Source organism: Burkholderia sp. HI2761 (assembly GCF_002223355.1).
Taxonomy (GTDB): Bacteria; Pseudomonadota; Gammaproteobacteria; order Burkholderiales; family Burkholderiaceae; genus Burkholderia.
The window spans coordinates 259,493-284,685 of sequence record NZ_NKFN01000001.1 but is presented as its reverse complement, the minus strand read 5'-3'; the positions used below and the strand labels follow the sequence as shown (position 1 = coordinate 284,685).

Below are 25,193 nucleotides of genomic sequence, written 5' to 3'. Positions count from 1 at the left end.
CGACCTCCATCACGGCCGGGAGCCGGCCACCGGAAGGCGTATCTCCGCCGGCCGTCCCCCGCTCCACGCACACCATCAATCCTGCGCGTAGATGTCCGAGTCCTTCGTCTCCTTGACGAACAGCAGGCCGATCACGAAGGTGGCCAGCGCGATCACGATCGGGTACCAGAGCCCCGAATAGATGTTGCCCTTCGCCGCGACGATCGCGAACGCGGTCGCCGGCAGGAAGCCGCCGAACCAGCCGTTGCCGATGTGATAGGGCAGCGACATCGACGTGTAGCGGATCCGCGTCGGGAACATCTCGACCAGCATCGCGGCGATCGGGCCGTAGACCATCGTCACGTAGATCACGAGGATCGTCAGGATCACGATCGTCATCGGCCAGTTGAGTTGCGCCGGGTCGGCCTTCGCCGGGTAGCCGGCCCCCTTCAGCGTCGACGCGAGCGTCTTGTCGAACGCGGCGCCCTGCGCCTTCGCGTCGGCCGCCTTGCCGTCGTAGGTCTGGATCACCGTGTCGCCGACCTTGATTTCAGCCGGCGTACCGGCCGGCGCCGCGACGTTCTCGTAGTTCAGGCCGGCCTTCGCGAGCGCGCCCTTCGCGATGTCGCACGAGCTGGTGAACTTCGACGTACCGACCGGGTTGAACTGGAACGAACAGGTGGCCGGATCGGCGACGACCGTGATCGGCGCCTTCTGCGTCGCGAGTTCGAGCTGCGGATTCGCGTAGTGCGTGAGCGCCTTGAACAGCGGGAAGTAGGTCAGCGCCGCGATCAGGCAGCCGGCGAGGATGATCGGCTTGCGGCCGATCTTGTCCGACAGCGAACCGAAGAACAGGAAGAACGGCGTGCCGATCAGGAGCGCGATCGCGATCAGGATGTTCGCGCTGGCGCCGTCGACCTTCAGCGTCTGCGTGAGGAAGAACAGCGCGTAGAACTGGCCCGTGTACCACACGACGGCCTGGCCGGCCGTCAGGCCGATGAGCGCGAGGATCACGATCTTCAGGTTCTTCCACTGGCCGAATGCTTCGGTCAGCGGCGCCTTCGACGTCTTGCCCTCCGCCTTGATGCGCAGGAACACCGGCGATTCGTTCAGCTGCAGCCGGATCCACACCGACACCGCGAGCAGCAGGATCGACGCGACGAACGGCACGCGCCAGCCCCAGCTGCCGAACGCTTCCTCGCCGATGAACGTGCGCACGCCGAGGATCACGAGCAGCGACAGGAACAGGCCGAGCGTGGCCGTCGTCTGGATCCACGCGGTGTAGAAGCCGCGCCGGTTGGCCGGCGCATGCTCGGCGACGTAGGTCGCCGCGCCGCCGTACTCGCCGCCGAGCGCGAGGCCCTGCAGCAGCCGCATCGCGATGAAGATCACGGGGGCGGCGATGCCGATCGATGCGTAACCGGGCAGGAAGCCGACCACGAACGTCGAGACGCCCATGATCACGATCGTCACGAGGAACGTGTGCTTGCGGCCGACGAGGTCGCCGAGCCGGCCGAACACGATCGCGCCGAACGGCCGCACCGCGAAGCCGGCGGCGAAGCCGAGCAGCGTGAAGATGAACGCGGCGGTCGGATTGACGCCGGAGAAGAAGCTCTTGCTGATGTAGGCCGCGAGTGACCCGGCCAGGTAAAAGTCGTACCACTCGAACACGGTGCCGAGCGACGACGCGAAGATCACCTTCTTCTCTTCGCCCGTCATCGGCGAGTGCGAAATTTGCCCGCCTAACGTTGCCATGAATCGTCTCCAAGTCCCTTGATATAGATGTGCGGCCGCCTTGGGAGGGGCGGGCCTGTCGACGATTATTGGCACGGAAACTTACGGCGCACTGACTCGCGCGTACAAAACGACTGCGCGTTAACCCGTGTCGAATCGGTCGCTTCGCGAGCCGATCGTGGCACGAACGTCCGGTAAATCGCCGGTTTCGACGTATTCGCGCCGAGCCGCGGCGATGCGCGTCAGGGTTAATCCGGGGCGGTGTCGGTGAGCGGCAGGCTGATGCGCACGAGCGTGCCGGCGAGGCGCGGCGCGTGCTGGTAGACGTGATCGTCGAGCGTCAGCGTGCCGCCGTGCTGCGCGGCGATCTCGCGCACGATCGCGAGCCCGAGGCCGCTGCCGTCGCCTTCGCGGCCGAGGATCCGGTAGAAGCGCTCGACGACACGCTCGCGCTCGCCGGCCGGGATGCCCGGGCCCGTATCCTCGACTTCGAGATGCACGAGCCGCGCCGCGGGCTCGGCACGCACGCGCACGGTGATGCGACCGCCTTCGGGCGTATAGCGGATCGCGTTGTCGACCAGGTTGCCGAGCATCTCGCGCAGCATCACCGGATTGCCGTCGACGTCGAGCGGCGCGTCGTCGTCCGGGCCTTCGTACCCGAGGTCCATGCGTTTCGCGAGCGCGGCCTGTACCCAGTCGCGCACCGTGCGCCGCGCGAGCGCGGCGATCTCGACCGGCTCGAACGTGAGCCCGCTCGCGCGGTTCTCGGCGCGCGCGAGCGCAAGCAGTTGCGTGACGAGCCGCGCGGCCTGCTCGGAGCTCGTCGCGATCTGCTCGAGCGAGCGCTGCACGTCGGGCGGCACCGGGTGGCGCAGCGCGAACTCGGCCTGCGTGCGCAGGCCCGCGAGCGGCGTCTTCATCTGGTGCGCGGCGTCGGCGATGAAGCGTTTCTGCAGCGCCATGTTCTGTTCGAGCCGCGCGAGCAGGTCGTTGAACGACGTGACGAGCGGTTCGATCTCGGGCGGCGCGCGCTGCGCCTCGACGGGCGACAGGTCATCGGGCCGCCGCGCGCGAATGTGCGCCTGCAGCGCGTTGAGCGGTGCGAGCCCGCGCGACAGCCCGAACCAGACGAGCAGGATCGCGAGCGGCAGGATCACGAATTGCGGCAGGATCACGCCCTTGATGATGTCGTTCGCGAGCGCGTTGCGCTTGTCGAGCGTTTCGCCGACCTGCACGAGCACGGGCTGCGCGCCGCTCGCCTGCGGCAGCTCGACGGTCGTATACGCGACGCGCACGTCGTTGCCGCGCAGCAGGTCGTCGCGGAACACGACGACGCCCGGCGGCGGGCGGTCCTCGTCGCGCGGCAGCGGCATGTCGGCCTCGCCCGCGACCAGCTCGCCGCGCGTGCCGAGCACCTGGAAGTAGACGCTGTCGACGTTGTCCGCGCGCAGGAAGTCGCGCGTTTGCTCCGGCAGCGTCAGCTCGGCGACGCCGTTGACCGGGTGGATCTGCCGTGCGAGCACGTATGCGTTGGTCTCGAGCGCGCGGTCGAACGGGCTGTTCGCGATCGTTTTCGCGACGAGATAGGTGACGGCGATGCTCATCGGCCACAACAGCAGCAGCGGCGCGAGCATCCAGTCGAGGATTTCGCCGAACAGCGAGCGCGGGCGCGGCGTTTCGGGCGATTCGGTTTCGTCGGGCGGCGCGAACGGGTTCTCGTAGCGCGCGTCGCGCGCCTCGTCGGCAGCCGACGACGGCGCGCCGGTCGGGTGGCGGGAATGGGCCGGCGTGGCCATCGCGGCGCCGCCCGGCGTCAGCGCAGCGGCGTGCCGGCCGCCGCGGGCTGGGGCGCCGCCGTGTTGGCCGGCGTCGCGGGCGCGACTTTCTCGAGGCAATAGCCGAGGCCGCGCACGGTCGAGATCCGCACGCCGCTCGGTTCGATCTTCTTGCGCAGCCGGTGCACGTAGACTTCGATCGCGTTGTTGCTGACTTCCTCGCCCCATTCGCACAGATGATCGACGAGCTGTTCCTTCGACACGAGGCGGCCGATCCGCTGCAGCAGCACCTCGAGCAGGCCGAGTTCGCGCGCGGAGAGATCGAGCACGTGATCGTTCGCATACGCGATGCGGCCGACCTGGTCGAACGCGAGCGAGCCATGGCGCACGACGGTCGGGCCGCCGCCGGCGCCGCGCCGGGTCAGCGCGCGCACGCGCGCCTCGAGCTCGTTGAGCGCGAACGGCTTGGCCATGTAGTCGTCGGCGCCGAGGTCGAGCCCCTTCACGCGTTCGTCGACGCTGTCGGCGGCGGTCAGGATCAGCACGGGCAGATTGGAATTGCGTGCGCGCAGGCGCTTGAGGACGTCGAGCCCGGACATTTTCGGTAGCCCGAGATCGAGGATCAGCAGGTCGAAAGTCTGCATGGACAGCGCGGTGTCGGCGTCGACGCCGCTCTTCACGTGATCGACGGCATAGCCCGATTGGCGGAGTGACCGGGTGAGGCCGTCCGCGAGTATGCTGTCGTCTTCGGCGATGAGAATTCGCATGTTGCTGACCGATGCCGGCAGGGCGTTCTCGCCGGTGCGGCTGTCTCCGAAGTTATTCGTGTACAACGCTCTGCATTGCGGGCTTGCACAAAACACTGTTTTTTTATACAGTGTCTGAATTCGTGGGCAGCGCTTGAAGCGGGCGCGCCTCCAACAGACGCTGCTCATCATAGCAAAGGACGATTCATGGAAGATAGCAAGAAGGGCTCCGGGATGACCGCCGAGAAGAGCAAGGCGCTGGCGGCCGCACTCGCGCAGATCGAGAAGCAGTTCGGCAAAGGGTCGATCATGCGCATGGGCGACGCCGAGGCGGCCGAGGACATCCAGGTCGTCTCCACGGGTTCGCTGGGTCTCGACATCGCGCTTGGCGTCGGCGGCCTGCCGCGCGGCCGGGTGGTCGAGATCTACGGTCCGGAATCGTCCGGTAAAACCACGCTCACGCTGCAGGTCATCGCCGAACTGCAGAAGATCGGCGGCACGGCAGCCTTCATCGATGCCGAGCACGCGCTCGACGTTCAGTACGCGTCGAAGCTCGGCGTGAACGTGCCGGAACTGCTGATCTCGCAGCCGGACACCGGCGAGCAGGCGCTGGAAATCACCGACGCGCTGGTGCGCTCGGGCTCGATCGACATGATCGTCATCGACTCGGTCGCGGCGCTCGTGCCGAAGGCCGAAATCGAAGGCGAGATGGGCGATTCGCTGCCGGGCCTGCAGGCTCGCCTGATGTCGCAGGCGCTGCGCAAGCTGACCGGCACGATCAAGCGCACGAACTGCCTCGTGATCTTCATCAACCAGATCCGGATGAAGATCGGCGTGATGTTCGGCAATCCGGAAACCACGACGGGCGGCAACGCACTGAAGTTCTACTCGTCGGTGCGTCTCGACATCCGCCGGATCGGCTCGATCAAGAAGAACGACGAGGTGATCGGCAACGAGACCCGCGTGAAGGTCGTCAAGAACAAGGTGGCGCCGCCGTTCCGCGAAGCGATCTTCGACATCCTGTATGGCGAAGGCATTTCGCGTCAGGGCGAGATCATCGATCTCGGCGTGCAGGCGAAGATCGTCGACAAGGCGGGCGCCTGGTACAGCTACAACGGCGAGAAGATCGGCCAGGGCAAGGACAACGCGCGCGAATTCCTGCGTGAGAATCCGGAAATCGCACGCGAGATCGAGAACCGCATTCGCGAATCGCTCGGCGTCGTCGCAATGCCTGATGGCGCTGGCAACGAAGCCGAGGTGTTGGACGAAGAAGAGTGATGGTCGGGCGCCGAGGTCAGGCTGGCGAGACGGAAGAGAGCGACGCGCCCGAAACGGCGGGTCGCTCCGGCCGGCGAGCCGGATCCTCGGGCGCCGACCGGCGGGACGCAGGCGGCAACGCCGCGAACCGCACCGCGACGAGGGCATCCGACGATGCCCTCGTTTCATTTGAGATTGCCGCACCGGACGATCCGTTCGACGACGATGAGTCGTTCGACGCACACGATCGCTCCCGCCGTCGCGTGTCCGGTGTCCGCTTCCCGGGCGATCGCGCAGCCGATTCGCCCGCGGCAGAAGATGTCTATACGCGCAGCAGCCAGCATCCGCGCCGCACACGCCGCGCAGCCGGCGCGTCTTCCGGCGCTGCTTCAAGCGACGCTCCGGGCGCCGGCGAGCGCAAGTCGTCGAAGCCGCCGCGGTCGTTGAAGGGCCGCGCGCTCGGCTATCTGTCGAGGCGCGAATACAGCCGCACGGAGCTCGCGCGCAAGCTCGCCCCCTACGTCGGCGAGGACGAATCCGTCGAACCGGTCCTCGATGCGCTGGAAAAGGAAGGCTGGCTGTCCGACGCGCGCTTCGCCGAGAGCCTCGTGCATCGCCGCGCATCGCGCGTCGGCGTCGCGCGCATCGTCAGCGAGCTGAAGCGCCATGCGGTCGGTGACAGTCTCGTCGAAGAGGTGAATGCGCAATTGCGCGAGACCGAGTTGACGCGCGCGCAGGCCGTCTGGCGCAAGAAATTCGGTGCACTGCCGCAAACGCCCGCGGAGCGCGCGAAGCAGGCGCGCTTCCTTGCCGCCCGCGGCTTCTCGAGTGCGACCATCGTGAAGTTGCTGAAAGTCGGCGACGATTTCCCGATCGACGACTGACGCGCCCGGCCGCGCGTGTGGCGCGCGATTTTGCTGCATTGCAACCGCTTCCGGCAGGCGGGAATACCCGCCGTCGCGGCAAACTGTCTCAAATACCCAATATGCTAAAATCCACCGGTTTTCCTCTTCGGCCTCAACCTCCAGCATGCCGCTATCCGAGCCCGTGCCCCGTCAGTTGCGACATCGACGCGCAATCCGAGCGGAAGCCTACGAGCGCGGCGACGGCTTGTGGGACATCGAAGCCTGCCTGACCGACCACAAGCCGCGCGATGTCGCACTTGCGTCGGGCATCCGGCCCCAGGGCCTGCCGATCCACGAACTCTGGCTGCGCGTGACCATCGATCGTGACCTCAATGTCGTCGACGCCGAAGCGTCTTCGGAATGGGTGCCCTATCCCGGTCACTGTCAATCCGCCCCGCCTGCCTATCGGGCCCTCATCGGGCTCAATCTCTTCCGCAATTTCCGCCGCAACGCGAACCGGCTGCTCGCCGGCGTCGCAGGCTGTTCCCATCTCACCGAACTGTGCGCCGTGCTGCCGACGGCCGCGATCCAGGCGTTCGCCGGTGATGTGTGGAACGTGCGCGAGGAGGGCGGCGAAGGGCCGGATCATGACGGCGTGCACGCCGAACCGCCGTTCCAGCTCGGCCGCTGCCGTGCGCTGCGATTCGACGGCGAGGTCGTGCGGCAGTACTACCCGCGCTGGTATGGCCCGATTCGGCCGGATCTGCCCGGTGAAGGCAGCACGAAGGAATGAACGGAAATCATTCGAAGAAGCGTCTTAAGCGACATTTCATCCAACTCTCAGACTGAAGGGAATCACGCATGAAGATTCACGAGTACCAGGGTAAGGAAATCCTGCGGAAATTCGGCGTCGCGGTACCGCGCGGCAAGCCGGCGTTCTCGGTGGACGAGGCCGTCAAGGTGGCGGAAGAGCTCGGCGGCCCGGTTTGGGTCGTGAAGGCTCAGATTCACGCAGGCGGCCGTGGCAAGGGCGGCGGCGTGAAGGTGGCGAAGTCGATCGAACAGGTGCGCGAATACGCGAACCAGATCCTCGGCATGCAGCTCGTCACGCACCAGACCGGTCCGGAAGGCCAGAAGGTCAACCGCCTGATGATCGAGGAAGGCGCCGACATCAAGCAGGAACTGTATGTCAGCCTCGTCGTCGATCGCGTGTCGCAAAAGATCGTTCTGATGGGTTCGAGCGAAGGCGGCATGGACATCGAGGAAGTCGCCGAAAAGCATCCGGAACTGATCCACAAGGTCATCGTCGAGCCGTCGACGGGCCTGCTGGATGCCCAGGCCGACGATCTCGCCGCGAAGATCGGCGTGCCGGCTGCGTCGATTCCGCAAGCGCGCGCGATCCTGCAAGGCCTGTACAAGGCATTCTGGGAAACCGACGCATCGCTGGCTGAAATCAACCCGCTGAACGTCTCCGGCGACGGCAAGGTCACCGCACTCGACGCGAAGTTCAACTTCGACTCGAACGCGCTGTTCCGTCACCCGGAAATCGTCGCGTACCGCGATCTGGACGAAGAAGATCCGGCTGAAATCGAAGCGTCGAAGTTCGACCTCGCGTACATCTCGCTCGACGGCAACATCGGCTGCCTCGTGAACGGCGCAGGCCTAGCGATGGCGACGATGGACACCATCAAGCTGTTCGGCGGCGAACCGGCGAACTTCCTGGACGTCGGCGGTGGCGCGACGACCGAGAAGGTCACCGAAGCGTTCAAGCTGATGCTGAAGAACCCGGGTCTGAAGGCGATCCTCGTGAACATCTTCGGCGGCATCATGCGCTGCGACGTGATCGCGGAAGGCGTGATCGCCGGTTCGAAGGCCGTGAACCTGAACGTGCCGCTCGTCGTGCGCATGAAGGGCACGAACGAAGACCTCGGCAAGAAGATGCTGGCCGATTCGGGCCTGCCGATCATCTCGGCTGACAGCATGGAAGAGGCTGCGCAGAAGGTCGTCGCGGCTGCCGCAGGCAAGTAACGCTATCGAATACGCATGGCGGCGCGGCTTGCACGCGACGCCCATCGAACAGAGGTCAAAATACATGTCGATTCTGATCAACAAGGACACGAAGGTCATCACGCAGGGCATTACCGGCAAAACCGGTCAGTTCCATACGCGCGCCTGCCGTGAATACGCAAACGGCCGCGAAGCATTCGTCGCGGGCGTGAACCCGAAGAAGGCCGGCGAGGATTTCGAAGGCATTCCGATCTACGCGAGCGTCAAGGAAGCGAAGGCGGAAACCGGCGCGACCGTGTCGGTTATCTACGTTCCGCCGGCAGGCGCAGCCGCTGCGATCTGGGAAGCGGTCGAAGCCGATCTGGATCTCGCGATCTGCATCACGGAAGGCATCCCCGTCCGTGACATGATCGAAGTGAAGGACCGCATGCGTCGCGAAGGCCGCAAGACGCTGCTGCTCGGGCCGAACTGCCCGGGCACGATCACGCCGGACGAACTGAAGATCGGCATCATGCCGGGTCACATCCACCGCAAGGGCCGCATCGGCGTCGTGTCGCGTTCGGGCACGCTGACGTATGAAGCAGTTGCCCAGCTGACGGCACTCGGCCTCGGCCAGTCGTCGGCAGTCGGTATCGGCGGCGACCCGATCAACGGTCTGAAGCACATCGACGTGATGAAGATGTTCAACGACGATCCGGATACGGATGCGGTCGTGATGATCGGCGAAATCGGCGGTCCGGACGAAGCCAACGCCGCCGAGTGGATCAAGGACAACATGAAGAAGCCGGTCGTCGGCTTCATCGCTGGCGTCACGGCGCCTCCGGGCAAGCGCATGGGCCACGCCGGCGCGCTGATCTCGGGCGGTGCGGATACGGCCGAAGCGAAGCTGGAAATCATGGAAGCGTGCGGCATCACCGTCACGCGCAACCCGTCGGAAATGGGCCGTCTGCTGAAGAAGGCGCTGTAATCATTTCCCTCGGGCTCGTCCTGCAGAAAACGCCGGCTTAGCCGGCGTTTTTTGTTATGCTCGCGCAATGAATTCGTAAGCACCGGGCATGCGTCCTGCATGTGCCGGCGATGAACCGGGTCGCCCGCGGGCGGCCGCCGTCCTTTCCTCACGGCCATGCTCGAATTCCTGACCTCGCTGCACTGGGGCGCCATTCTCCAGATCGTCATCATCGATATCCTGCTCGGCGGCGACAACGCGGTCGTGATCGCGCTCGCGTGCCGCAATCTGCCGGCGAACCAGCGGCTGCGCGGCGTCGTCTGGGGCACCGCAGGGGCGATCCTGCTGCGTGTCGCGCTGATCACGTTCGCGGTGGCGCTGCTCGACGTGCCGTTCCTGAAGCTCGGCGGCGGGCTGCTGCTGCTGTGGATCGGCATCAAGCTGATGGCGCCGGCCGCCGACGCGCACGACAACATCAAGCCGGCCGACCGGCTGTGGGACGCCGTGAAGACGATCGTGATCGCCGATGCGGTCATGAGCCTCGACAACGTGATCGCGATCGCCGGCGCGGCCGAGCAGGCCGATCCGTCGCACCGGCTCGCGCTCGTGATCTTCGGGCTCGTCGTCAGCGTGCCGATCATCGTATGGGGCAGCACGCTGGTGCTGAAGCTGCTCGACCGTTTCCCGGTCGTCGTGGCGTTGGGCGCCGGGCTGCTCGGCTGGATCGCGGGCGGGTTGATCGTGAACGACCCGGTTGGCGATCGCTGGCCGGTGCTCGATACGCCGTCGGTGGTGTACGGCGCGAGCATCGCCGGCGCGCTGTTCGTCGTCGCGATCGGTTACGCGCTCAGGAAACGCCGCAACGTGCCGCACGCGCACTGACTGGCCATCCGGCCGACTGTCGGCCTCGCGGCCCGCTGGCTACGATCGAGACGCCTGCCTGTATCGGCAGGCGTTTTTCGTTTCCGGAGCCCCTGTCATGTTCGAAGCCTTTTCCGTTTCCCTGTTCCGTCGCGTTGCCGCCGATCTCCGGCGCGCGAACCGGCCGTCGCCGCGCTGGCGGCCGGCCGGCTTCACGCTGATCGAACTGATGATCGTGCTGGCGATCGTCGGCGTCGTCGCGGCCTACGCGATTCCCGCGTACCAGGATTACCTCGCGCGGTCGCGCGTCGGCGAGGGGCTTGCGCTCGCGTCGTCCGCGCGGCTCGCGGTTGCCGACAATGCCGCGAGCGGCGCGAGCCTCGACGGTGGCTACAGCCCGCCTGCCGCGACCCGCAACGTCGAATCCGTCACGATCGACGGCGCTACCGGGCAGATCAGGGTCGCGTTCACCTCCCACGTGGCCGCGGCCGGCGCGAATACGCTGGTGCTCGTGCCGTCTGCGCCCGACAAGGCCGATGCGCCCACCGCGCGCGTGCCGCTCAAAAAGGGGGCGATACAGGCGGGCGCGATTGCGTGGGAATGCTTTGCCGCCGGCAAGGACGCATCGTCGCTGCCGGCGCCGGGAGCGGGGCCGTTGCCGGGAGACGCCGCGACGCTGCCCGCGAAATATGCACCCGCGGAGTGCCGCGCGTAAGGCCGGCGCAGAAGGCGGGCGGCCGCGCATGCGGCCTGCCGGCCGCCGATTCGGCCGGCGGGGGCTGCGGCCCCGCGCCGGTTCGCGGAGCGACAGCCCCGCACAGAGCGGGGAAAGTTTTGTATAGTGCGCCGGTTGCTGACATCCGGTTCGCTCATGCCTTCTACTTTTTCCCGTTCGTTGTCGCTCGTTGCGCTGGCTGTCGCCCTGATCTTGCCGTACGCGATCACGAATCACACGTATCCGATCCCGACCTTCTATTCCGAGTTTTCCGCGCTGGTGCTGTATCTGCTGGTAGGCGTGTCCGTCGTGCTGCTCGCGCGCACCGGCCGTCCGACCGAGCCGTTTGCCGCGCCGGCTGCGTTCGCCGTGCCGCTCGGCTTCGCGGTGGTGCTGATCGCGCAGGTTGCGCTGATCCCGCTCAAGGTGCCGTCGATGAACTGGCTGGCGATCGGTTATCTCGCCGCCGCGCTGGTTGCAATGCAGGCCGGCTACGCGCTTGCGCGCGACGGGATGGCGGAAATCGTGTCGCGGATGATGGCCGGTGCGCTGCTGGTCGGCGGCGTGTTCGCGGTCGGGACCCAGATCGTGCAGCTGTTCCACCTCGAGTCGGCCGTCTCGCCGTTCGTCGTGGTGTACAACATCGCGGTCGACCGCCGTCCATACGGCAACATGGCGCAGGCGAATCACCTGGCCAGCTACATCGCCTTTGCGCTCGCGGGTGCGCTGTACCTGGTGCAGACTCGCCGGCTCGCGGTGTGGGCGTGGCTCGCGCTGTCGCTCGTGCTGTCGGTCGGTCTCGCGCTGACCGTGTCGCGCGGGCCGTGGCTGCAGGTCGCGGTGATGGTCGTCGCGGGCTTCTGGATGGCGTGGGTCGAATCGCGCCGCACGCCCGGCAATGCGCGTGCATGGCTGATACCGGTCGTGCTCGCGGTCGCCTTCATCGCGGTGAACGTCGCGGTGCGCTGGGCCAACGTGCACTACCACCTGAATCTCGCGGAGTCGGCCGCCGACCGGATGCGCGACGCCGGGCAGATCGCGCCGCGCCTCGCGCTGTGGAAGTACGGGCTCGCGATGTTCCGCGAGCATCCGCTACTCGGGGTCGGTTGGGGCGAATTTCCGTCGCACCAGTTCGCGCTCGTGCGCACGCTCGGCGGCGTCGAGATCGCGAACAATTCGCACGACATCTTCATCGACCTGCTCGCGAAGTCCGGTCTCGTCGGGCTCGGCGTGCTCGCCGTCACGCTCGTCACGTGGTTCGTACGCGCGGTGCGGGCGCCGCAGTCGAGCATGCGCGTGTTCGGCTTCGCGCTGATCGGCATCCTGCTGATGCATGCGCTGGTCGAGTATCCGCAGCAATACATGTTCTTCCTGCTGCCGGCGATGTTCGTGATCGGGTTGCTTGAGGTGAAGCCGCTGCGTGTCCTGCCGGGGCGTGCGGCATTCGGGCTGTTCGCGGTGCTGTCGTTCGGCGGCGTGCTGGCGGCGGTGCCCGTGCTGCGCGACTACCAGCGCGCGGAAGTGCTCTATTACGGCAGCAGCCCGGCCGAGCAGTACCGCGATGCGCCGTCGCTGCTGTTCGGCGCGTGGGGCGATTACGGTGCGGCGACGCTGCTCCCGATTTCGCGGGACGATTTGCCGGCCAAGCTCGCCGCGCACGAGCGTGCGATCGCGCTGCTGCCGGGCGAGACGGTGCTGCGCCGCTACGCGGTGCTGCAGGCGCTGGCCGGCCGCGAAGCCGACGCCCTCGATACCGTCGCGCGCCTGCATGTGTTTGCGAAGGAATTGAAGGACTGGCCGCAACAGCTGGCCTCGTTGTACAAGCTGTGCGACCAGGAGCCGGCGCTGAAGGCATTCCGGGCGGCCGTCGTCGCGAAGTACGGGGAAGTGCCGGCCGATGAGGGCGACGATTCGGACGACGACGATTCGGATTGACGCAGATCGTGCTCGCCGGAACGGGGAATGCCGGCGTCGATTGCGTCGCGCTGAAGGCGGCTGACGTCGGAGCAACACGACGCGGCGCGTAGCGTGCCGATCCGGTCGGGTCTCGATTACCTCGCGGATCGCGCGGATTCCGGTCGAATGGGCGGCGATTCGCGTCAACCATTGTCAAATTGCCGCCGCTGGCGGGGCGGCGCGTGCACAATGCGCGAAAGCGTCGGCGTGCGCGCCGGCGTGGGGCGTAGCCGGCGCGAACACGGAAACTTCCCGGCTATCCGGGCATTTCGCCGGGCAGGATCGCGGTCGAGCCTGGCTCGCCGTGCGGCCGTAACGGGGCGCCGGTCCGATGGCCGCGGCGCAGTGCGACACACGCGATGCGGGCGGGGAGGGCTTCCGTCGCGCGGCGCGTGTGCCCAGAACAGTGCTGAAGAACGATATTCGACCATGGCCATTCGCTCGACCTACCTGATCCTGCCCGCCGTCGCGATGCTGTTTTCCGGCTGCGCGATGCTGTCGTCGTCACAGGAAAGCAAGCTGACCTGCCACATTCCGCGTGCCGTCTATCCGGATACCGCGAAGCCGCTCACGCGTCCGGTGACCGTGCTGGTGCGTGCGTTGATGACGACGTCCGGCGAAGCGCAGAACGTCACCGTGACGACGAGCAGCCGCAATGCGGCGGCCGATCGCGCGGCCGTCGAAGCGATGACGCACGCGACCTGTGCGCAGACGGGCGCGACCGCGAATCCGTTCCTGCTGACCCAGCCGTTCGTGTTCGAGCCGCAGCGCGGGCAGTGATGTGCGGACGGCGCGCTGTGAACTGACCCCACGAAGTTGGACGGTTAAAATCTAAGCGGCCGAGGGCTGAGTCCTGTATTGCACGGGACTCAGCCCGTTTAATTTGAGCTTGATGCGTTCGTGGTTGTAGTAGTGAATGTAGCGGCTCAACGCATCTCGCAACTGCTCCACGTTCGTAAAGCGCGCCAGCCGATAGCACTCGGATTTCAGCGTGCCGAAGAAGCTCTCCATGGCTGCGTTATCAAGGCAGTTACCTCTGCGCGACATGCTCTGGGTGAGCGCATGCTGCTTCAACAACCGACGGTAGGCGGGCATCTGATACTGCCAGCCTTGATCCGAATGCAGTAACGGCCGTCCTTCATCATCGAGCTTGGCCACCGCCTTCTTCAACATGCCGCTGACCAACTCGAAGCTCGGGCGCTCATCCATTTGGTAAGCGACGATCTCCCCGTTGTACAAGTCCATTACCGGCGACAGATAGAGCTTTTGGCCCCCTACATTGAATTCGGTCACGTCGGTCACCCACTTCTGATTCGGGCGTTCAGCATCAAACTGCCGCCGCAGTAGATTTGGGGCAACGCGGCCGACTTCGCCTCGCCAGGAACGATATCTCTTCGGGCGTACCAGAGATTTCAACTGCAGTTGTCCCATCAACCGCTGCACGGTCTTGTGATTGATCGCGTGTCCCGCTTGCCGGATCACTGTCGTGATTCGCCGATAGCCGTAACGGCCCTTGTGGTGGTCGTACACGCTCCGGATCTTCACTTTGAGATCCGCATACCGATCGCCAGCATCCAATACCTTGAGTTGGTAATAGAACGTGCTGCGTGCCAGACCTGCCGCCTTCAGTAACGCGGCTACCGGATGGCATTGCCTAAGCTCACGTATTATTTGCGTTTTTTCCTGGGCGCTGTCTGCTTCTTTGATTGCAGCAGCGCATCGAGCTTTTTTAGGTATGCCACCTCCGCGCGCAAATACACGATTTCCTTGAGCAGTTCCTCGCGGCTCGGCTCTTTCTGCGCGGCATCATCGGTAGGCTTCGGTGGCGGCAAGGTGGTCATCTTCGGGGGACGTCCTCGGCGACGAGGCATCAAGGCTTCTATACCGCCCTCATGATACAGGCGCTCCCAAACCGGGATGCTCCGTTCATTGCGAATGCCGAATATCACCGCCACTCGGGCATATGACAACTCATCGCGCCACATCCGTTGGAGCACCGATAGCTTGAATCGCGCGTCGTAGTGGCTGTGCTTCTTGCTCAGTCCGTCTTCGCCATGCTCGCGATAGCTCGCCACCCAACGTCGGACCATCGTGCTACCCACGCCGTAACGATGCGCAAGTGTCTTGGTCCCAGCCTCTCCAGCCAGGTATGCCTGAACCACCTGACGTCGGAAACGTTCGTCGTACTTCGTCATGAAAAACACCCCAAAGGTTGGATCTAGTCCAACTTTTGGGGTGCAGTTCACTGCGCGCCGTTTTCCGTCCGTTTTTGCCGCTGGCCGGCGGCCCCGTTTCGCGCGGCCGTTGCGCCGCGCATGCCCGATGTTCAGTGCTGCGGCATCAGGTTCGCGCCGCGGCAGGCCGGTTCGGCCGAATTGCGCAGCCCGAGCATCGTGAATCCGTTGCGCTCCTGGCGAATCAGCGCATAGCGCCGCGCGACCGTTTCCCCGCTCTTGCCCGTCAGATCCAGTTCGACCTGAAAGCGGTCCTTGCTGTCCGAGCAGCCGCGCACGGGGCCGTACGCGAAGCCGGTATCGGGCGCCTTGCTTTCCGCGTTGAATGCCTGTCGGGTTTTCAGCGCGGCCGCTGCTGCGGCGGGCTCGCTCCATTCGCGCGCAAGCGCATCGTCCACCTTCAGCCATTCGTCGACGAAATCCCGGCCGTTGAGCGCCGCGGGCTGCACGCGTTGCACGGTGTCGCCGTCGACGCGGTAGCGGAAGATGCCCGGCCGAGTAATGACTTCGCTGTCGAGCGAGCCGACCGTCGTGCGCAGCTCGAAGCCGTCTGGGCGCACCTTGAACCGGATCGCGTCGTCGTCGATCACGTAGCCGTGTTCGGTACGGAACAGCGTGCGTTGCGCGGTCGAGCCGTTTGCCGGTGCGACCACGTCCGCGCCGAACCGGCTCCAGCGCGACGAGCACCACGGCGTGCCGTGGACGACGGCGACCTGCCCGCCGGGCAGCGCCGAGAACCAGAAGCCGCCGCCGTAGGCGCCGCCGATGTCCTTGTAATCGTCGGCCTGCCAGCGCAGCACGCGCCGCCAGCCGCCGTTTTCCCATGCGTACGCGGTGAGCAGGTTGTCGTCGCCGCACGCGATGTCGAAGCCGGCTCGTACGAACAGAAGTGGGCGGGACGTGCCGCCGCGCTCGACATCGACGTCCGGATTGCGGCCGAACGCCGATTCGCCGTTTTTCGGCGCGGCCGACTGGGCCGGCACGCCGAGCGCAGCCGCGAACGTGCGTTTCAGTGCTGCCTGGTCGACGTGTTCGTCGCTGCACGCGAGCCGTGCGTCGATCGCGCCGACGAGCGCCTGCTTGTATGCGCGAAGCGCGTCGCGCAGCGGCGGCGAGACGTCGACGTTGCCGCCGCCATCGCCTTGCGGATTGCGGACCTGCTGGACGAGGTGCTGCGCGTCGATTGCCGCGCGTGCGGCGGTGTCGGCGGCGGGGCAGGTGCCGGCCGCGAACGCGGCGGCCGGTGTGGCGGCAATCCACAGCGAGAGCGCGGCGTAATGCAGCGTCTTCATCATCGAATGGTTTCTCAGGTTGTAGCGAGGGGGTTCAGTCTTTTGAAGCGGGGGCATTTCGCATCGGGAATGACAGCTTCTTCAGTCTCGCGCCGAGCAGCGAATAGAGCGTGTTCGTATCCGGATCGAAGTACTTGCTGCGATAGATCGTCTCGTCGTCAGTCTGTTTCCAGGTCTTGCCAGCATCAGTGCTACTGAACATCCGGGCGACCGGTGGATCATCGATCGCCTGCTTGGGATCGATCGCGTACACGAGCAGCAAGCCGTCGCGGCCCACGTCGAGGCCACCCAGAATGAGCTTCTTGTCGAACGTCGCCACTTGCCGGACATGCTCGGGTTGCGCGTTCGTCCATGTGGAAAGTACGCCGGTCCGGTGTCCGCGCTCCCGTGCTGCGTCGATGTTGCTCTCATTGTCGAGGCGGGACAGCGCGTAAAGCGCGTAGCTCCCCGCCGTGGCAGGTGTCGACTCGAGCCGGACGACTGTCTGGTCCGGCAGGACGGCATCCGGGACGAACGCCTGCTGATCCGGGGCGAGCCGATATATGACGCTGCGGGCAGGGGCTGTTGCCGATCGATCGACATGGTAAGCCACTCGCAGTACGCCGTCCGGGCCCAGGCTCACACCTTTGAACTGGCGCCGAGTTTCACCGGGGACAATCGCGCCCGGCGGTGGCGCGATCTGCTTCCAGGATTCGCCGCCGTCGGATGTGCGTCGGACGGTAGGGCCCCAGCCGATCGCGTAGCCGTGCTCCGCATCGATGAAAAGGAATTGATCGATATCTTCGTGCTCGGGCCATTCGAGCCGTGACCAATGGCGGCCGCCGTCGAGCGATTTCCAGACTCGGGTTTGATGCGGGACGAGATCGTCTGTAGTACGCGCAGACGTGTAGCTCATCCAGCTGGCACTGATCAAGTGGATGTTCCCGTCGCGCGAATGCCACCATGCGGTTTTCTGGCCGGGTGCCTGAAAGTAGCGCTGCAGCCCGTGATCGATCGTGCCGCGGAAGAAATTCGCGGTTCGCCGATTCAGCGTTTCTCCCGCATTGTTCATCCACGCTTCGGTGGGTTCGGCGACCATCGGTCTTTTCCACTCGCTGGCAGGCTTCAGCGTAATCACGGGATCGGAGACCGTGAGCGACATGATCGTGCTGCCATCAAGGTAGAAATCCCCACCACCCACCGGCGGGTCCGGCCACGTGACCTCCGACGAAACGGTTTCCCATCGAGGGCCCGTGCTTTCGTACAGAAAAGCTAGCGCGGCGCTGCCGAGCGCGATGGCGGCCAGTCGCTTCAATTTGGATCGATTGCGCATGGGGACCGACGGAAGTCGAAGGACGAATTCGGGTTGGCGCTTGACTGGCCTCGCGCGCGACGGTTTTGCCTGATCACTGAACCGCGCCGTTATGTTTGCTCGTGCGACCGGTTATGTCGCGGGCTTCGTCGAGTTCTGCGGACGCAGCCCGCGCCAAGCACGTCGGGCGGCAATCAGAATTGCCGCTTCCTCAGCGTGTAGGCAAACACCGAGTAGAGCGTATTCGATTCAGGATCAAAGTAGCCGCCCTGCGAAGCCTTGTCGGTGGTCTGCTGCCACGTTTTGCCGTCGTCGGTGCTGCTGATGGTCAGGTCGATGGGCGAGCCACCGCCGTTGGCGGTGTTGGGATCGGTAGCGTGGACTAGCACGACGCCGTTGCGCCCCGCGCTCAGCCCGTTGAGCGTCAAGTGGCCTTCGAATGTGTGCAACTCCCGGATGTGATCGGGGTGCTCGCTGGTCCAGGCTGAAATGACACCTGCACCGTGGCTGCCGCCGGATTCACCACTCGCGCGCGACAGCGCATACAGGGTGTAATCTCGAGCGGGGGCCGGCGGTGATTCGAGGCCGACGACGACTTGTCCGGGCAGCACCGCTTCCTGGGTGAAGTCCTGCTGATCCCAGCCGAGCCGACTGACGATGCCGGTCGGTTGCGGATGCGCGACGTCGGCGCTCAGATAGGCGACGCGCAATGTGCCGTCCGGGCCGAGGTTGGTACCGTCGAAAGTTCTACGCGACTTCCCCTGGACGATCGCGCCTGGAGGCTCCTTGATTTCCTGCCACGATTGGCCACCGTCTGCCGTTCGCCAGACGTGTGGCCCCCAGCCGATCGCGTAGCCACGTTGAGCATCGATGAACAGCAACCGGCTGATGTTATGGTCCGCCGGCCACTGGAGCTGGGACCAGTGCTGGCCGCCATCGCTCGATTTCCAGAGCTTGGTGGTCTGAGGGACCGCGCCGTCGTCGGGGCGAGGCGCCTTGTAATCCATCCAGCCGGTACTGACGTACAGGACGCGCCAGTCGGGCGAGTACCACCATGACGCGGTCTGGCCCGGTTGCTGGAAGTGACGTGCGACGCTGCCGCCCAGGGTGCCGCGCAGGAAACTGACGGTGGACCGGTTCAGGCGCTCGTTCGAGTCGTCCATCCACGATTCGGCGAACTCCGCGACGTCAGGGTTCTTCTGCTCGCTTTCAGGCTTGAACGTGAGTTCCGGTCTCGCAACCTTCAACGACATGAAGTCGTTGCGTTGCACGCGAAATGCGCCTGCGCCGTACGGCTTGTCGTTGCGCATGAATTCGGTCGATACCGTTTCCCACCCTGAAGTCATTTCCGTATATCCGTAAATAGCGATCGGCAGAACAAGAACGCATCCCGCGATCAAAAGCCATCGTTTGCCTTTTCGCATGTCACTTCACCAGCAGTCTTCCGAGCGCCTTGCCGACCGGATCGTCGACATCCCATTCCTCGGTCTTTTTCCGGAGAACGGGGATGCCCGAATCGAAAGCCTGCCCCCACGTCTTTCCTTCGCCCCATTCCTGGATGTTCGGACGCATCCCGATCTTGACGAGATCCGTGATCGGCAGGTCCGCCAATCCTCCGTCAAGGTAGGCCATCGGGTGCGTCTTGAACGCGAACTCCTTGAATTTTTCGTTGTTCATTTCCAGTTCGAATTGCGGCCAGGTCATATCGACCCCGCCGTTCCCCGGTGTCGGGCTGGCCATCTGGATCGTATTGCCCATCATGTTCTGGTTCAGGCCGTCTTCCATGTTGGCCTGGAGCAGCTTCCGCGCCTTGTTCAACCACGCTTTCCCCTGGGCGGACAGTCGCGGGAGAAGGTTGGCGCCATAGTCGGAGCAATAGTAGTAGCCGTAGCTGATGTAGTAATCGGGCGGTTTATGTCCGCATCCGATATGACGCATCATGAAGTTTCCATGCCGCGACCAGTCGGAATCCGAACTGCCAGGCTCGATCAGTTGCTCGCGCCGATGCAGGAGGCGGTGCGCGACATCGGAGTCGGTCCATGGGTCCCACGAGAGGGCGAAGCCCTTGATGGTCGACCAAATGCTCGACATGCTGACCTTTTCAACCGTTTCCAGATAGGCGCCGTGAAGCGGTCGATAGTAGAACGGACAGGTGCCGACGATCCATTTCGGCGCCGGCGTTACATGCTTGTCACAGATATTGATCTCTACCTTCGGCCGATCCTTGTACCCCGTCGGCGTCAGCATCCCCGAGCCGGTCCCGAGCACCTTTTCCTGTTGTCCGTCAGCCATTCGATTTCCCTAGAAACTTGACGACGACGTCATGGGGCACATGGCTCTGTGTGAGCCCCGTCTCTCCCGCCGCGTTGGTGACGCCTTCCGAGAGCAGCTTGCCGTTCGAGAACATCTGATAGCGCGTGTTCGCGACCGGAATGTCGGTGCCGGCCCAGTGCGCGATGAACGCCTGATCGTAGTTGCCGGTCGAGTTCGGCAGCGCCGGCATGGTTTGCGACAGGTGGGTGGGGCCGCTGAACGCATGCTGCGCACCCTTGATGTCGATCTTGCCGGGCGCGTGCACTTCGATGTTGCCGTCGGCGATGCGGATGTAGGCGCCGCCGGACGTGAGCAGGATTTCCTTGGCCGCGGCACCTTCGATCGATTGCGTGACGGCGATCAGCTTCAGCGCCTTCTGTGCGGTCAGCTCGATGTTGTCCGCGTGCGCCTGGACTTCGACCTTGCCCTTGCCGGCGAACAGCTTCATCCCCGCGTTCTGTGCGAACAGGCTGATCCGGTCGAGGACGCTCGCGATCAGCGATTTTCCGGCGGCGACGTGCGTGCTTTGCCCGCTGACGAGGTTGATGTGCTGGTCCGCGGCAAGCTGCGTGGACTGCTGCGTGGACATCGCGATGCCGGCCGGGCTGCCGAACAGCATCACGGGCTCCTTGAACGCATTGGCGCTGCCGGTTCCGCCGCCGGCGGTTCGGCCACCCGATGCATTGCCGCTCACGCTGTTCTGCGTCGCGTCGGTGAACTGCTTCAACGCCGCGTGGCCGGGGTCGAGCGACTCGCCTTGATGCTGGGTGCCGACATCCGACATCGCCTCCATCAGGCCTTCCGCGCGGACGAGTTGCTGTTGCGTCTCCTCGACATCGAGCGGTTGGCTTGCCGGCCGTTTCGGATGCGTCGTGACGTACAGCCCGCGGTTCGCGCGAACTGCGCCGAAGGCGTCGGATCGCAGGTCGAAACCGCTGCCGAGATAGCTGCCGCGGTTATTGCCTGTGTGATCGATCAGGTAGCCGAGGTGCAGATGCGCGTTGGCCTGGCTGCTGTACAGGTGAATGCGGTTTTGCGCTGTCGCGTCGTCGAGCACCAGCTGGTTGTAGCCGGCGCCCGCATATTCCTTCGACCGGTATCCGGACAGGATGCCGTTGCTGTGCCATTGCGGGCTCGTCGCGCCGTTGTACAGCTTTCCGACGACGATCGGGCGATCGCAGTCGCCGCCGAGAAAGTCGATCAGCACTTCTTCGCTGCTGCGGTGGGGGTGAACGGCGCCATAGCCGTTGCCCGAATCGGACGCGGCGGCACGCAGCCAGCACGACGCCTTTTCGTCGCCGTCGTTGAGGCGATCCCAGTGGAAGCGGACCTTGATCCGGTTGAGTTCGTCGGTATGGACTTCCTCGCCTTGCGGCGCGACGACGATCGCCGATTGCAGATGCATCGGCGGTTTCGCATGCTCGAACGGGCTGCGGAACGGCACCGTCGTGCGCTGCGCTTCGATGCTGACCTGGAAAAAGCCCTCGCTGCCGTCCGGATGGGAAACGCGCGACAGGTCCGGGCCGCTCGACTGCACGATGTCGCCGATTTCGGCCTGCAGGCTGTGCGGGAACCCGGCCTGCGGATCGGCGACGGGCAGATTGTTCGCGATGATCCACGCAGTCTCGATCACGGCGAATTCGCGCTGGCCGGCATCATCCTTGTCGTGCGCGGGGTGTTCGGCCAGTTCGAAAGTGCGTCCCGCGTCCATGCGGCGCACGCCGCCGATGCCATGAAAGCGCTTCGCGTGCGACTCCTGCTCCTCCATCCAGATTTTCGATAGATGGTCGCCGCGGGACTGTTCGGGGTAGGTATAGGCGCCCGTGTATTCGTAGACTTCGAGTTGCTGCGGCAGGTCGCCCTGGTTCGCGATCGTCGGCGTATGGGTTGCCTTCGGATTCGATGCTGTGGGCGGCTGCTTGTAGTCGAACGTGCGCGTGGTGCGTGCGACGCTTCGCAGCGTTCGGGAGCCGGAGAACTGGACGAGTGAATCGGCTTCGTCTTTTGCGCCGGCGTGATGAAAGCGGACTGTTTGTGGCGACAGCGCGAGTAGCGCGTCAATCCGGTCGACGACGACGAGTTTGTGCGACTTGCCGTCGTCCGCCTGCTCCCAGAAGCCGTACAGGCCTTCCGATTCCATCAGGCGATGCATGAAATTCCAGTCGTCTTCGTATTGCATGCAGAACGAGCGGGACGGCAGCGGCTGGTAGAGCTTGAAGGTGAAGCGCCCCTTGGCCTGCGGGTGCTGGTTCAGCACGTCGGCGATGATGTCGTCTGCCGACCGGTCCTGCCAGATGCGCTGATCGCGGCGGAACTTCAGGAAGTGCAGGAACGACGCAAAGACGATCTGATAGTGCGTGACGCCGCTGTCCGATCCGAGCCGGCGGGCGGCATGTACGTAGCCGTGGTGAGGTGCGTACGACCGGTCGGCCTGCTGGATCCACAGCGTCACCGGCTGGGCGATCAGTTTCTTGAGTTCGAGGTTGTCCGATACCGAGACGGTATCGACGGTGAACTCGAAATGGCGCCCGAGCCGCGATCGTCCCTTGACGCGATGCGGCAGCAGGACGTCGGGGCCGAGCGGCGTATCCAGTTTGACAAGCCGCTCGTGCTGAACCGGTCCGGCCAGCAATGCGCTTCTTGACGCTTGCGAATTCATCACCAGTGCTCGCTTTTTTTGTGCTGGTTCGCACGCTCTCCCGTGCGGAATCCGGTAATTGTATGAGAAAAACCGGTTCTATCTCGAATTTACAGGCGGGCGGTCCCTGGCTTCAACCCACCGCGTCTTCCGCCTTCCAGTCCCCCGACTTCCCGCCGCGCTTCTCCCGCACGCTTACATCCGTGATCACCATCCCGCGATCCACGGCCTTGCACATGTCGTAGACGGTCAGCAGCCCGACCTGGACGGCCGTCAGCGCTTCCATCTCGACGCCGGTCCGGCCGAACGTCTCGACCTGCACGACGCAATGCACGCCCGGCAGCGCGTCGTCGAGTTCGAAGTCGACGGCCACGCGCGTCAGCGCGAGCGGGTGGCACAGCGGAATGAGATCGGCCGTGCGCTTCGCGCCCTGGATCGCCGCGATGCGCGCGACGCCGAGCACGTCGCCCTTCTTGGCCTTGCCGTCGCGGATCAGCGCGAACGTGGCCGGCAGCATCCGGATCGTGCCGCGCGCGATCGCGATGCGTTGCGTTTCCTGCTTGCCGCCGACGTCGACCATGTGCGCATGGCCGGCGGCATCGAAATGGGTGAGTCCTGACATGGCTTCCTCTAGTGGAACGGAGTGCGCTCGCACGTCCGTCGATCCTGCTTCGCGATCGGCCGGGCGCCGAATCAGGTATCGGCGCTAAGAACCGATCCAACCTCTCAACGGGCGCCTATCATAGCAGCGGCGTTCGCGTCGCCGCAGGCGCAGATGACGCACGTTCGGCACGGGACAGTCGTCTCGGCGCCGGTACAATGACCCGAATATTCAGACCAAACGCCGCGATGCGCGCCGGTGCGCGGGACGGCGTCGTTTTTCATCCTGCCATGCGTGTCAAACAGTTGCTTGCCGTGTCGCTGTCGGCGGCGCTCGTGCTGCCGCCGGGCGGCCATGCGCAGAGCGCATCCGCGCCACCGCTCGAGCCGGCGGCCGGCGGCTCGACGTCGATTTCCACCGTGCCGTCCGGCATCGCGACCGGCGTATTCGGCACGTACGGCGGCGCGGAGAGCCGGTTGTCGGGCGCGGGCGGTGCGTCGGTGCCAGTCGCGAGCCTGCGCGCGCCGCTGCGTGCGCTGGAGCTGCCCGATCTCGGCGACGGCTCCGGCGGCTCGCTGACGCCGCGCGCCGAGCGCCGGCTCGGCGAGCGCGTGATGCGAGAAGTGCGGCGCGATCCCGACTATCTCGACGACTGGCTCGTGCGCGACTATCTGAACGCGATGGCGGCGCGGCTCGCGGCCGCGGCGGCGGCGCGCTACATCGGCGGCTACACGCCGGACTTCGACCTGTTCCCGGTGCGCGATCCGCAGATCAATGCGTTCTCGATGCCGGGCGGCTTCATCGGGATCAACAGCGGGCTGGTCGTGACGACGCAGACGGAGTCGGAGCTCGCATCGGTGGTCGGCCATGAGATGGGCCACGTGCTGCAGCGGCACATCGCACGGATGATCGGCGCGAGCGAGAAGTCCGGCTACACGGCGCTCGCGACGATGCTGCTCGGCGTGCTGGCCGGCGTGCTCGCGCGCAGCGGCGATCTCGGCAGCGCGATCGCGATGGGCGGGCAGGCGTATGCGGTCGACAACCAATTGCGCTTCTCGCGCTCGGCCGAGCGCGAGGCCGATCGCGTCGGCTTCCAGCTGCTCGCGGGGGCCGGCTACGACCCGTACGGGATGCCGGGCTTCTTCGAGCGGCTCGATCGCGCGTCGATGGGCGATGCGGGCGTGCCGGCCTATGCGCGCACGCACCCGCTGACCGGCGAGCGGATTGCCGACATGGAGGACCGTGCGCGCCGCGCGCCGTACCGGCAGCCGCGCCAGTCGGCCGAATACGGGTTCGTGCGCGCGCGGCTGCGCATCCTGCAGAACCGGGCGCCGACCGACATCTCGGCCGAGGCGCGCCGGATGCAGCTCGAGATCGACGATCGCACGGCCCCGAACGTCGCGGCGAACTGGTACGGCATCGCGCTCGCGCACACGCTGCTCGGCCAGTACGACGCGGCGGACAAGGCGCTCGCGTCGGCGCGCGGCGCGTTCGATGCGCGCGAGCGGCGCGACGACGACCCGGCGAGCAGCTCGCCGAGTCTCGACGTGCTGGCCGCCGACATCGCCCGCCGCGCGGGCCGAACCGACGACGCGGTACGGCTCTCGGCGCTCGCGCAGCGGCGCTGGCCGGCGTCGCACGCGGCGATCGTCGCGCACCTGCAGGCGCTGATCGCGGCGCGCCGCTTCGCCGAAGCGCAGACGCTCGCACGGGCGCAGGCCAAGGCCGACCCCGAACAGCCGGACTGGTGGGATTACCTCGCGAAGTCGAGCGACGGCAAGGGCGACGTGCTCGCGCGGCGCCGGGCGCTGGCGGAGAAACTGGCGCTCGACGGCGCGTGGCCGTCGGCGATCCGGCAACTGAAGGAAGCGCGCGACGCGAAGGACGTGTCGTTCTACGAGCAGTCGATCATCGGCGCGCGGCTGCTGGAATTCGAGGCGCGCTACAAGGAAGAGCGCGACGACGAGAAGAACGGCCGCGGGTAGCGGCCGCCGCGCGGCGCA

General features: G+C 65.5%; 20 protein-coding genes. 10 read left to right on the top strand and 10 right to left on the bottom strand.

The window, feature by feature from the left end; genetic code table 11:
• Positions 1-75: 75 nt before the first annotated feature.
• The 3 genes from CFB46_RS01335 to CFB46_RS01325 form a co-directional block, all read right to left on the bottom strand.
• Positions 76-1,734 carry an MFS transporter gene (locus CFB46_RS01335; RefSeq protein ID WP_027785332.1) on the bottom strand — a complete coding sequence of 553 codons (1,659 nt, stop codon included), beginning with the start codon at positions 1,732-1,734 and terminating at the stop codon, positions 76-78.
• Between the two features lie 227 nt (positions 1,735-1,961).
• Positions 1,962-3,509, bottom strand: a complete 1,548-nt coding sequence (locus CFB46_RS01330) for a sensor histidine kinase (RefSeq protein ID WP_027785331.1) — start codon at positions 3,507-3,509, stop codon at positions 1,962-1,964.
• 17 nt (positions 3,510-3,526) lie between these two features.
• Positions 3,527-4,255, bottom strand: coding sequence for a response regulator transcription factor (locus CFB46_RS01325; protein ID WP_027785330.1), 729 nt, complete (start codon positions 4,253-4,255; stop codon positions 3,527-3,529).
• 186 nt (positions 4,256-4,441) lie between these two features.
• On the opposite strand from CFB46_RS01325, the gene recA reads away from it, so the two are divergent.
• The 9 genes from recA (at position 4,442) to CFB46_RS01275 (ending at position 13,601) form a co-directional block, all read left to right on the top strand.
• A complete protein-coding gene (recA, locus tag CFB46_RS01320) occupies positions 4,442-5,512 on the top strand; it encodes a recombinase RecA (protein WP_027785329.1) in 1,071 nt (356 codons plus the stop codon).
• Complete coding sequence (gene recX, locus CFB46_RS01315) at positions 5,512-6,375, top strand: recombination regulator RecX (RefSeq protein ID WP_027785328.1); 864 nt, start codon at positions 5,512-5,514, stop codon at positions 6,373-6,375. Before recA ends, recX begins: the two co-directional genes overlap by 1 nt.
• Before the next feature lie 145 nt (positions 6,376-6,520).
• The gene (locus CFB46_RS01310) at positions 6,521-7,129 is read left to right on the top strand and encodes a DUF2889 domain-containing protein (protein WP_027785327.1); all 609 of its coding nucleotides are present in this window, start codon (positions 6,521-6,523) and stop codon (positions 7,127-7,129) included.
• A 68-nt stretch (positions 7,130-7,197) separates the two neighbouring features.
• Positions 7,198-8,364 carry an ADP-forming succinate--CoA ligase subunit beta gene (gene sucC, locus CFB46_RS01305; protein WP_006491644.1) on the top strand — a complete coding sequence of 389 codons (1,167 nt, stop codon included), beginning with the start codon at positions 7,198-7,200 and terminating at the stop codon, positions 8,362-8,364.
• A gap of 64 nt (positions 8,365-8,428) precedes the next feature.
• Positions 8,429-9,310, top strand: coding sequence for a succinate--CoA ligase subunit alpha (sucD, locus tag CFB46_RS01300; RefSeq protein WP_006477916.1), 882 nt, complete (start codon positions 8,429-8,431; stop codon positions 9,308-9,310).
• A 156-nt stretch (positions 9,311-9,466) separates the two neighbouring features.
• Positions 9,467-10,171 (top strand): TerC family protein, encoded by a 705-nt coding sequence (locus CFB46_RS01295; RefSeq protein WP_027785326.1) that lies wholly within the window; start codon positions 9,467-9,469, stop codon positions 10,169-10,171.
• A gap of 97 nt (positions 10,172-10,268) precedes the next feature.
• Positions 10,269-10,865: a pilin gene (locus tag CFB46_RS01290; protein ID WP_027785325.1), complete on the top strand. Its 597-nt coding sequence runs from the start codon at positions 10,269-10,271 to the stop codon at positions 10,863-10,865.
• A 156-nt stretch (positions 10,866-11,021) separates the two neighbouring features.
• On the top strand, positions 11,022-12,800 hold the full coding sequence (locus CFB46_RS01285; RefSeq protein ID WP_089499153.1) for a PglL family O-oligosaccharyltransferase: 1,779 nt from the start codon (positions 11,022-11,024) through the stop codon (positions 12,798-12,800).
• Between the two features lie 450 nt (positions 12,801-13,250).
• Positions 13,251-13,601 (top strand): TonB family protein, encoded by a 351-nt coding sequence (locus tag CFB46_RS01275; protein ID WP_027785323.1) that lies wholly within the window; start codon positions 13,251-13,253, stop codon positions 13,599-13,601.
• Positions 13,602-13,652: 51 nt separating this feature from the next.
• Here CFB46_RS01275 and CFB46_RS01270 read toward each other — a convergent pair.
• The 7 genes from CFB46_RS01270 to moaC form a co-directional block, all read right to left on the bottom strand.
• A protein-coding gene (locus CFB46_RS01270) for an IS3-like element ISBmu5 family transposase (protein WP_089499319.1) occupies positions 13,653-15,016 on the bottom strand; the annotation gives its coding sequence in 2 pieces (ribosomal slippage) (positions 13,653-14,554 and positions 14,554-15,016; 1,365 coding nt in all).
• Positions 15,017-15,147: 131 nt separating this feature from the next.
• Positions 15,148-16,350, bottom strand: a complete 1,203-nt coding sequence (locus tag CFB46_RS01265) for a hypothetical protein (RefSeq protein ID WP_027785322.1) — start codon at positions 16,348-16,350, stop codon at positions 15,148-15,150.
• A 31-nt stretch (positions 16,351-16,381) separates the two neighbouring features.
• Positions 16,382-17,641: a WD40/YVTN/BNR-like repeat-containing protein gene (locus CFB46_RS01260; RefSeq protein ID WP_227789536.1), complete on the bottom strand. Its 1,260-nt coding sequence runs from the start codon at positions 17,639-17,641 to the stop codon at positions 16,382-16,384.
• Positions 17,642-17,832: 191 nt separating this feature from the next.
• Positions 17,833-18,984: a WD40/YVTN/BNR-like repeat-containing protein gene (locus tag CFB46_RS01255; RefSeq protein ID WP_027785320.1), complete on the bottom strand. Its 1,152-nt coding sequence runs from the start codon at positions 18,982-18,984 to the stop codon at positions 17,833-17,835.
• Positions 18,985-19,063: 79 nt separating this feature from the next.
• A complete protein-coding gene (locus CFB46_RS01250; protein WP_027785319.1) occupies positions 19,064-19,930 on the bottom strand; it encodes a hypothetical protein in 867 nt (288 codons plus the stop codon).
• Positions 19,923-22,610: a type VI secretion system Vgr family protein gene (locus CFB46_RS01245; RefSeq protein ID WP_027785318.1), complete on the bottom strand. Its 2,688-nt coding sequence runs from the start codon at positions 22,608-22,610 to the stop codon at positions 19,923-19,925. The genes CFB46_RS01250 and CFB46_RS01245 overlap by 8 nt, the downstream gene beginning before the upstream one ends.
• A 112-nt stretch (positions 22,611-22,722) precedes the next feature.
• Positions 22,723-23,211 (bottom strand): cyclic pyranopterin monophosphate synthase MoaC, encoded by a 489-nt coding sequence (moaC, locus tag CFB46_RS01240; RefSeq protein ID WP_027785317.1) that lies wholly within the window; start codon positions 23,209-23,211, stop codon positions 22,723-22,725.
• Positions 23,212-23,480: 269 nt separating this feature from the next.
• On the opposite strand from moaC, the gene CFB46_RS01235 reads away from it, so the two are divergent.
• Entirely contained in the window at positions 23,481-25,175 is a 1,695-nt protein-coding gene (locus tag CFB46_RS01235) for a M48 family metalloprotease (RefSeq protein WP_027785316.1), read from the top strand.
• Positions 25,176-25,193 lie beyond the last annotated feature (18 nt).

Bases quoted from the DNA above. Each gene is read 5' to 3' on its own strand.
- CFB46_RS01335 (WP_027785332.1), bottom strand. From the start codon at position 1,734: ATGGCAACGTTAGGCGGGCAAATTTCGCACTCGCCGATGACGGGCGAA.
- CFB46_RS01330 (WP_027785331.1), bottom strand. From the start codon at position 3,509: ATGGCCACGCCGGCCCATTCCCGCCACCCGACCGGCGCGCCGTCGTCG.
- CFB46_RS01325 (WP_027785330.1), bottom strand. From the start codon at position 4,255: ATGCGAATTCTCATCGCCGAAGACGACAGCATACTCGCGGACGGCCTC.
- recA (WP_027785329.1), top strand. From the start codon at position 4,442: ATGGAAGATAGCAAGAAGGGCTCCGGGATGACCGCCGAGAAGAGCAAG.
- recX (WP_027785328.1), top strand. From the start codon at position 5,512: ATGGTCGGGCGCCGAGGTCAGGCTGGCGAGACGGAAGAGAGCGACGCG.
- CFB46_RS01310 (WP_027785327.1), top strand. From the start codon at position 6,521: ATGCCGCTATCCGAGCCCGTGCCCCGTCAGTTGCGACATCGACGCGCA.
- sucC (WP_006491644.1), top strand. From the start codon at position 7,198: ATGAAGATTCACGAGTACCAGGGTAAGGAAATCCTGCGGAAATTCGGC.
- sucD (WP_006477916.1), top strand. From the start codon at position 8,429: ATGTCGATTCTGATCAACAAGGACACGAAGGTCATCACGCAGGGCATT.
- CFB46_RS01295 (WP_027785326.1), top strand. From the start codon at position 9,467: ATGCTCGAATTCCTGACCTCGCTGCACTGGGGCGCCATTCTCCAGATC.
- CFB46_RS01290 (WP_027785325.1), top strand. From the start codon at position 10,269: ATGTTCGAAGCCTTTTCCGTTTCCCTGTTCCGTCGCGTTGCCGCCGAT.
- CFB46_RS01285 (WP_089499153.1), top strand. From the start codon at position 11,022: ATGCCTTCTACTTTTTCCCGTTCGTTGTCGCTCGTTGCGCTGGCTGTC.
- CFB46_RS01275 (WP_027785323.1), top strand. From the start codon at position 13,251: ATGGCCATTCGCTCGACCTACCTGATCCTGCCCGCCGTCGCGATGCTG.
- CFB46_RS01265 (WP_027785322.1), bottom strand. From the start codon at position 16,350: ATGATGAAGACGCTGCATTACGCCGCGCTCTCGCTGTGGATTGCCGCC.
- CFB46_RS01255 (WP_027785320.1), bottom strand. From the start codon at position 18,984: ATGACTTCAGGGTGGGAAACGGTATCGACCGAATTCATGCGCAACGAC.
- CFB46_RS01250 (WP_027785319.1), bottom strand. From the start codon at position 19,930: ATGGCTGACGGACAACAGGAAAAGGTGCTCGGGACCGGCTCGGGGATG.
- CFB46_RS01245 (WP_027785318.1), bottom strand. From the start codon at position 22,610: ATGAATTCGCAAGCGTCAAGAAGCGCATTGCTGGCCGGACCGGTTCAG.
- moaC (WP_027785317.1), bottom strand. From the start codon at position 23,211: ATGTCAGGACTCACCCATTTCGATGCCGCCGGCCATGCGCACATGGTC.
- CFB46_RS01235 (WP_027785316.1), top strand. From the start codon at position 23,481: ATGCGTGTCAAACAGTTGCTTGCCGTGTCGCTGTCGGCGGCGCTCGTG.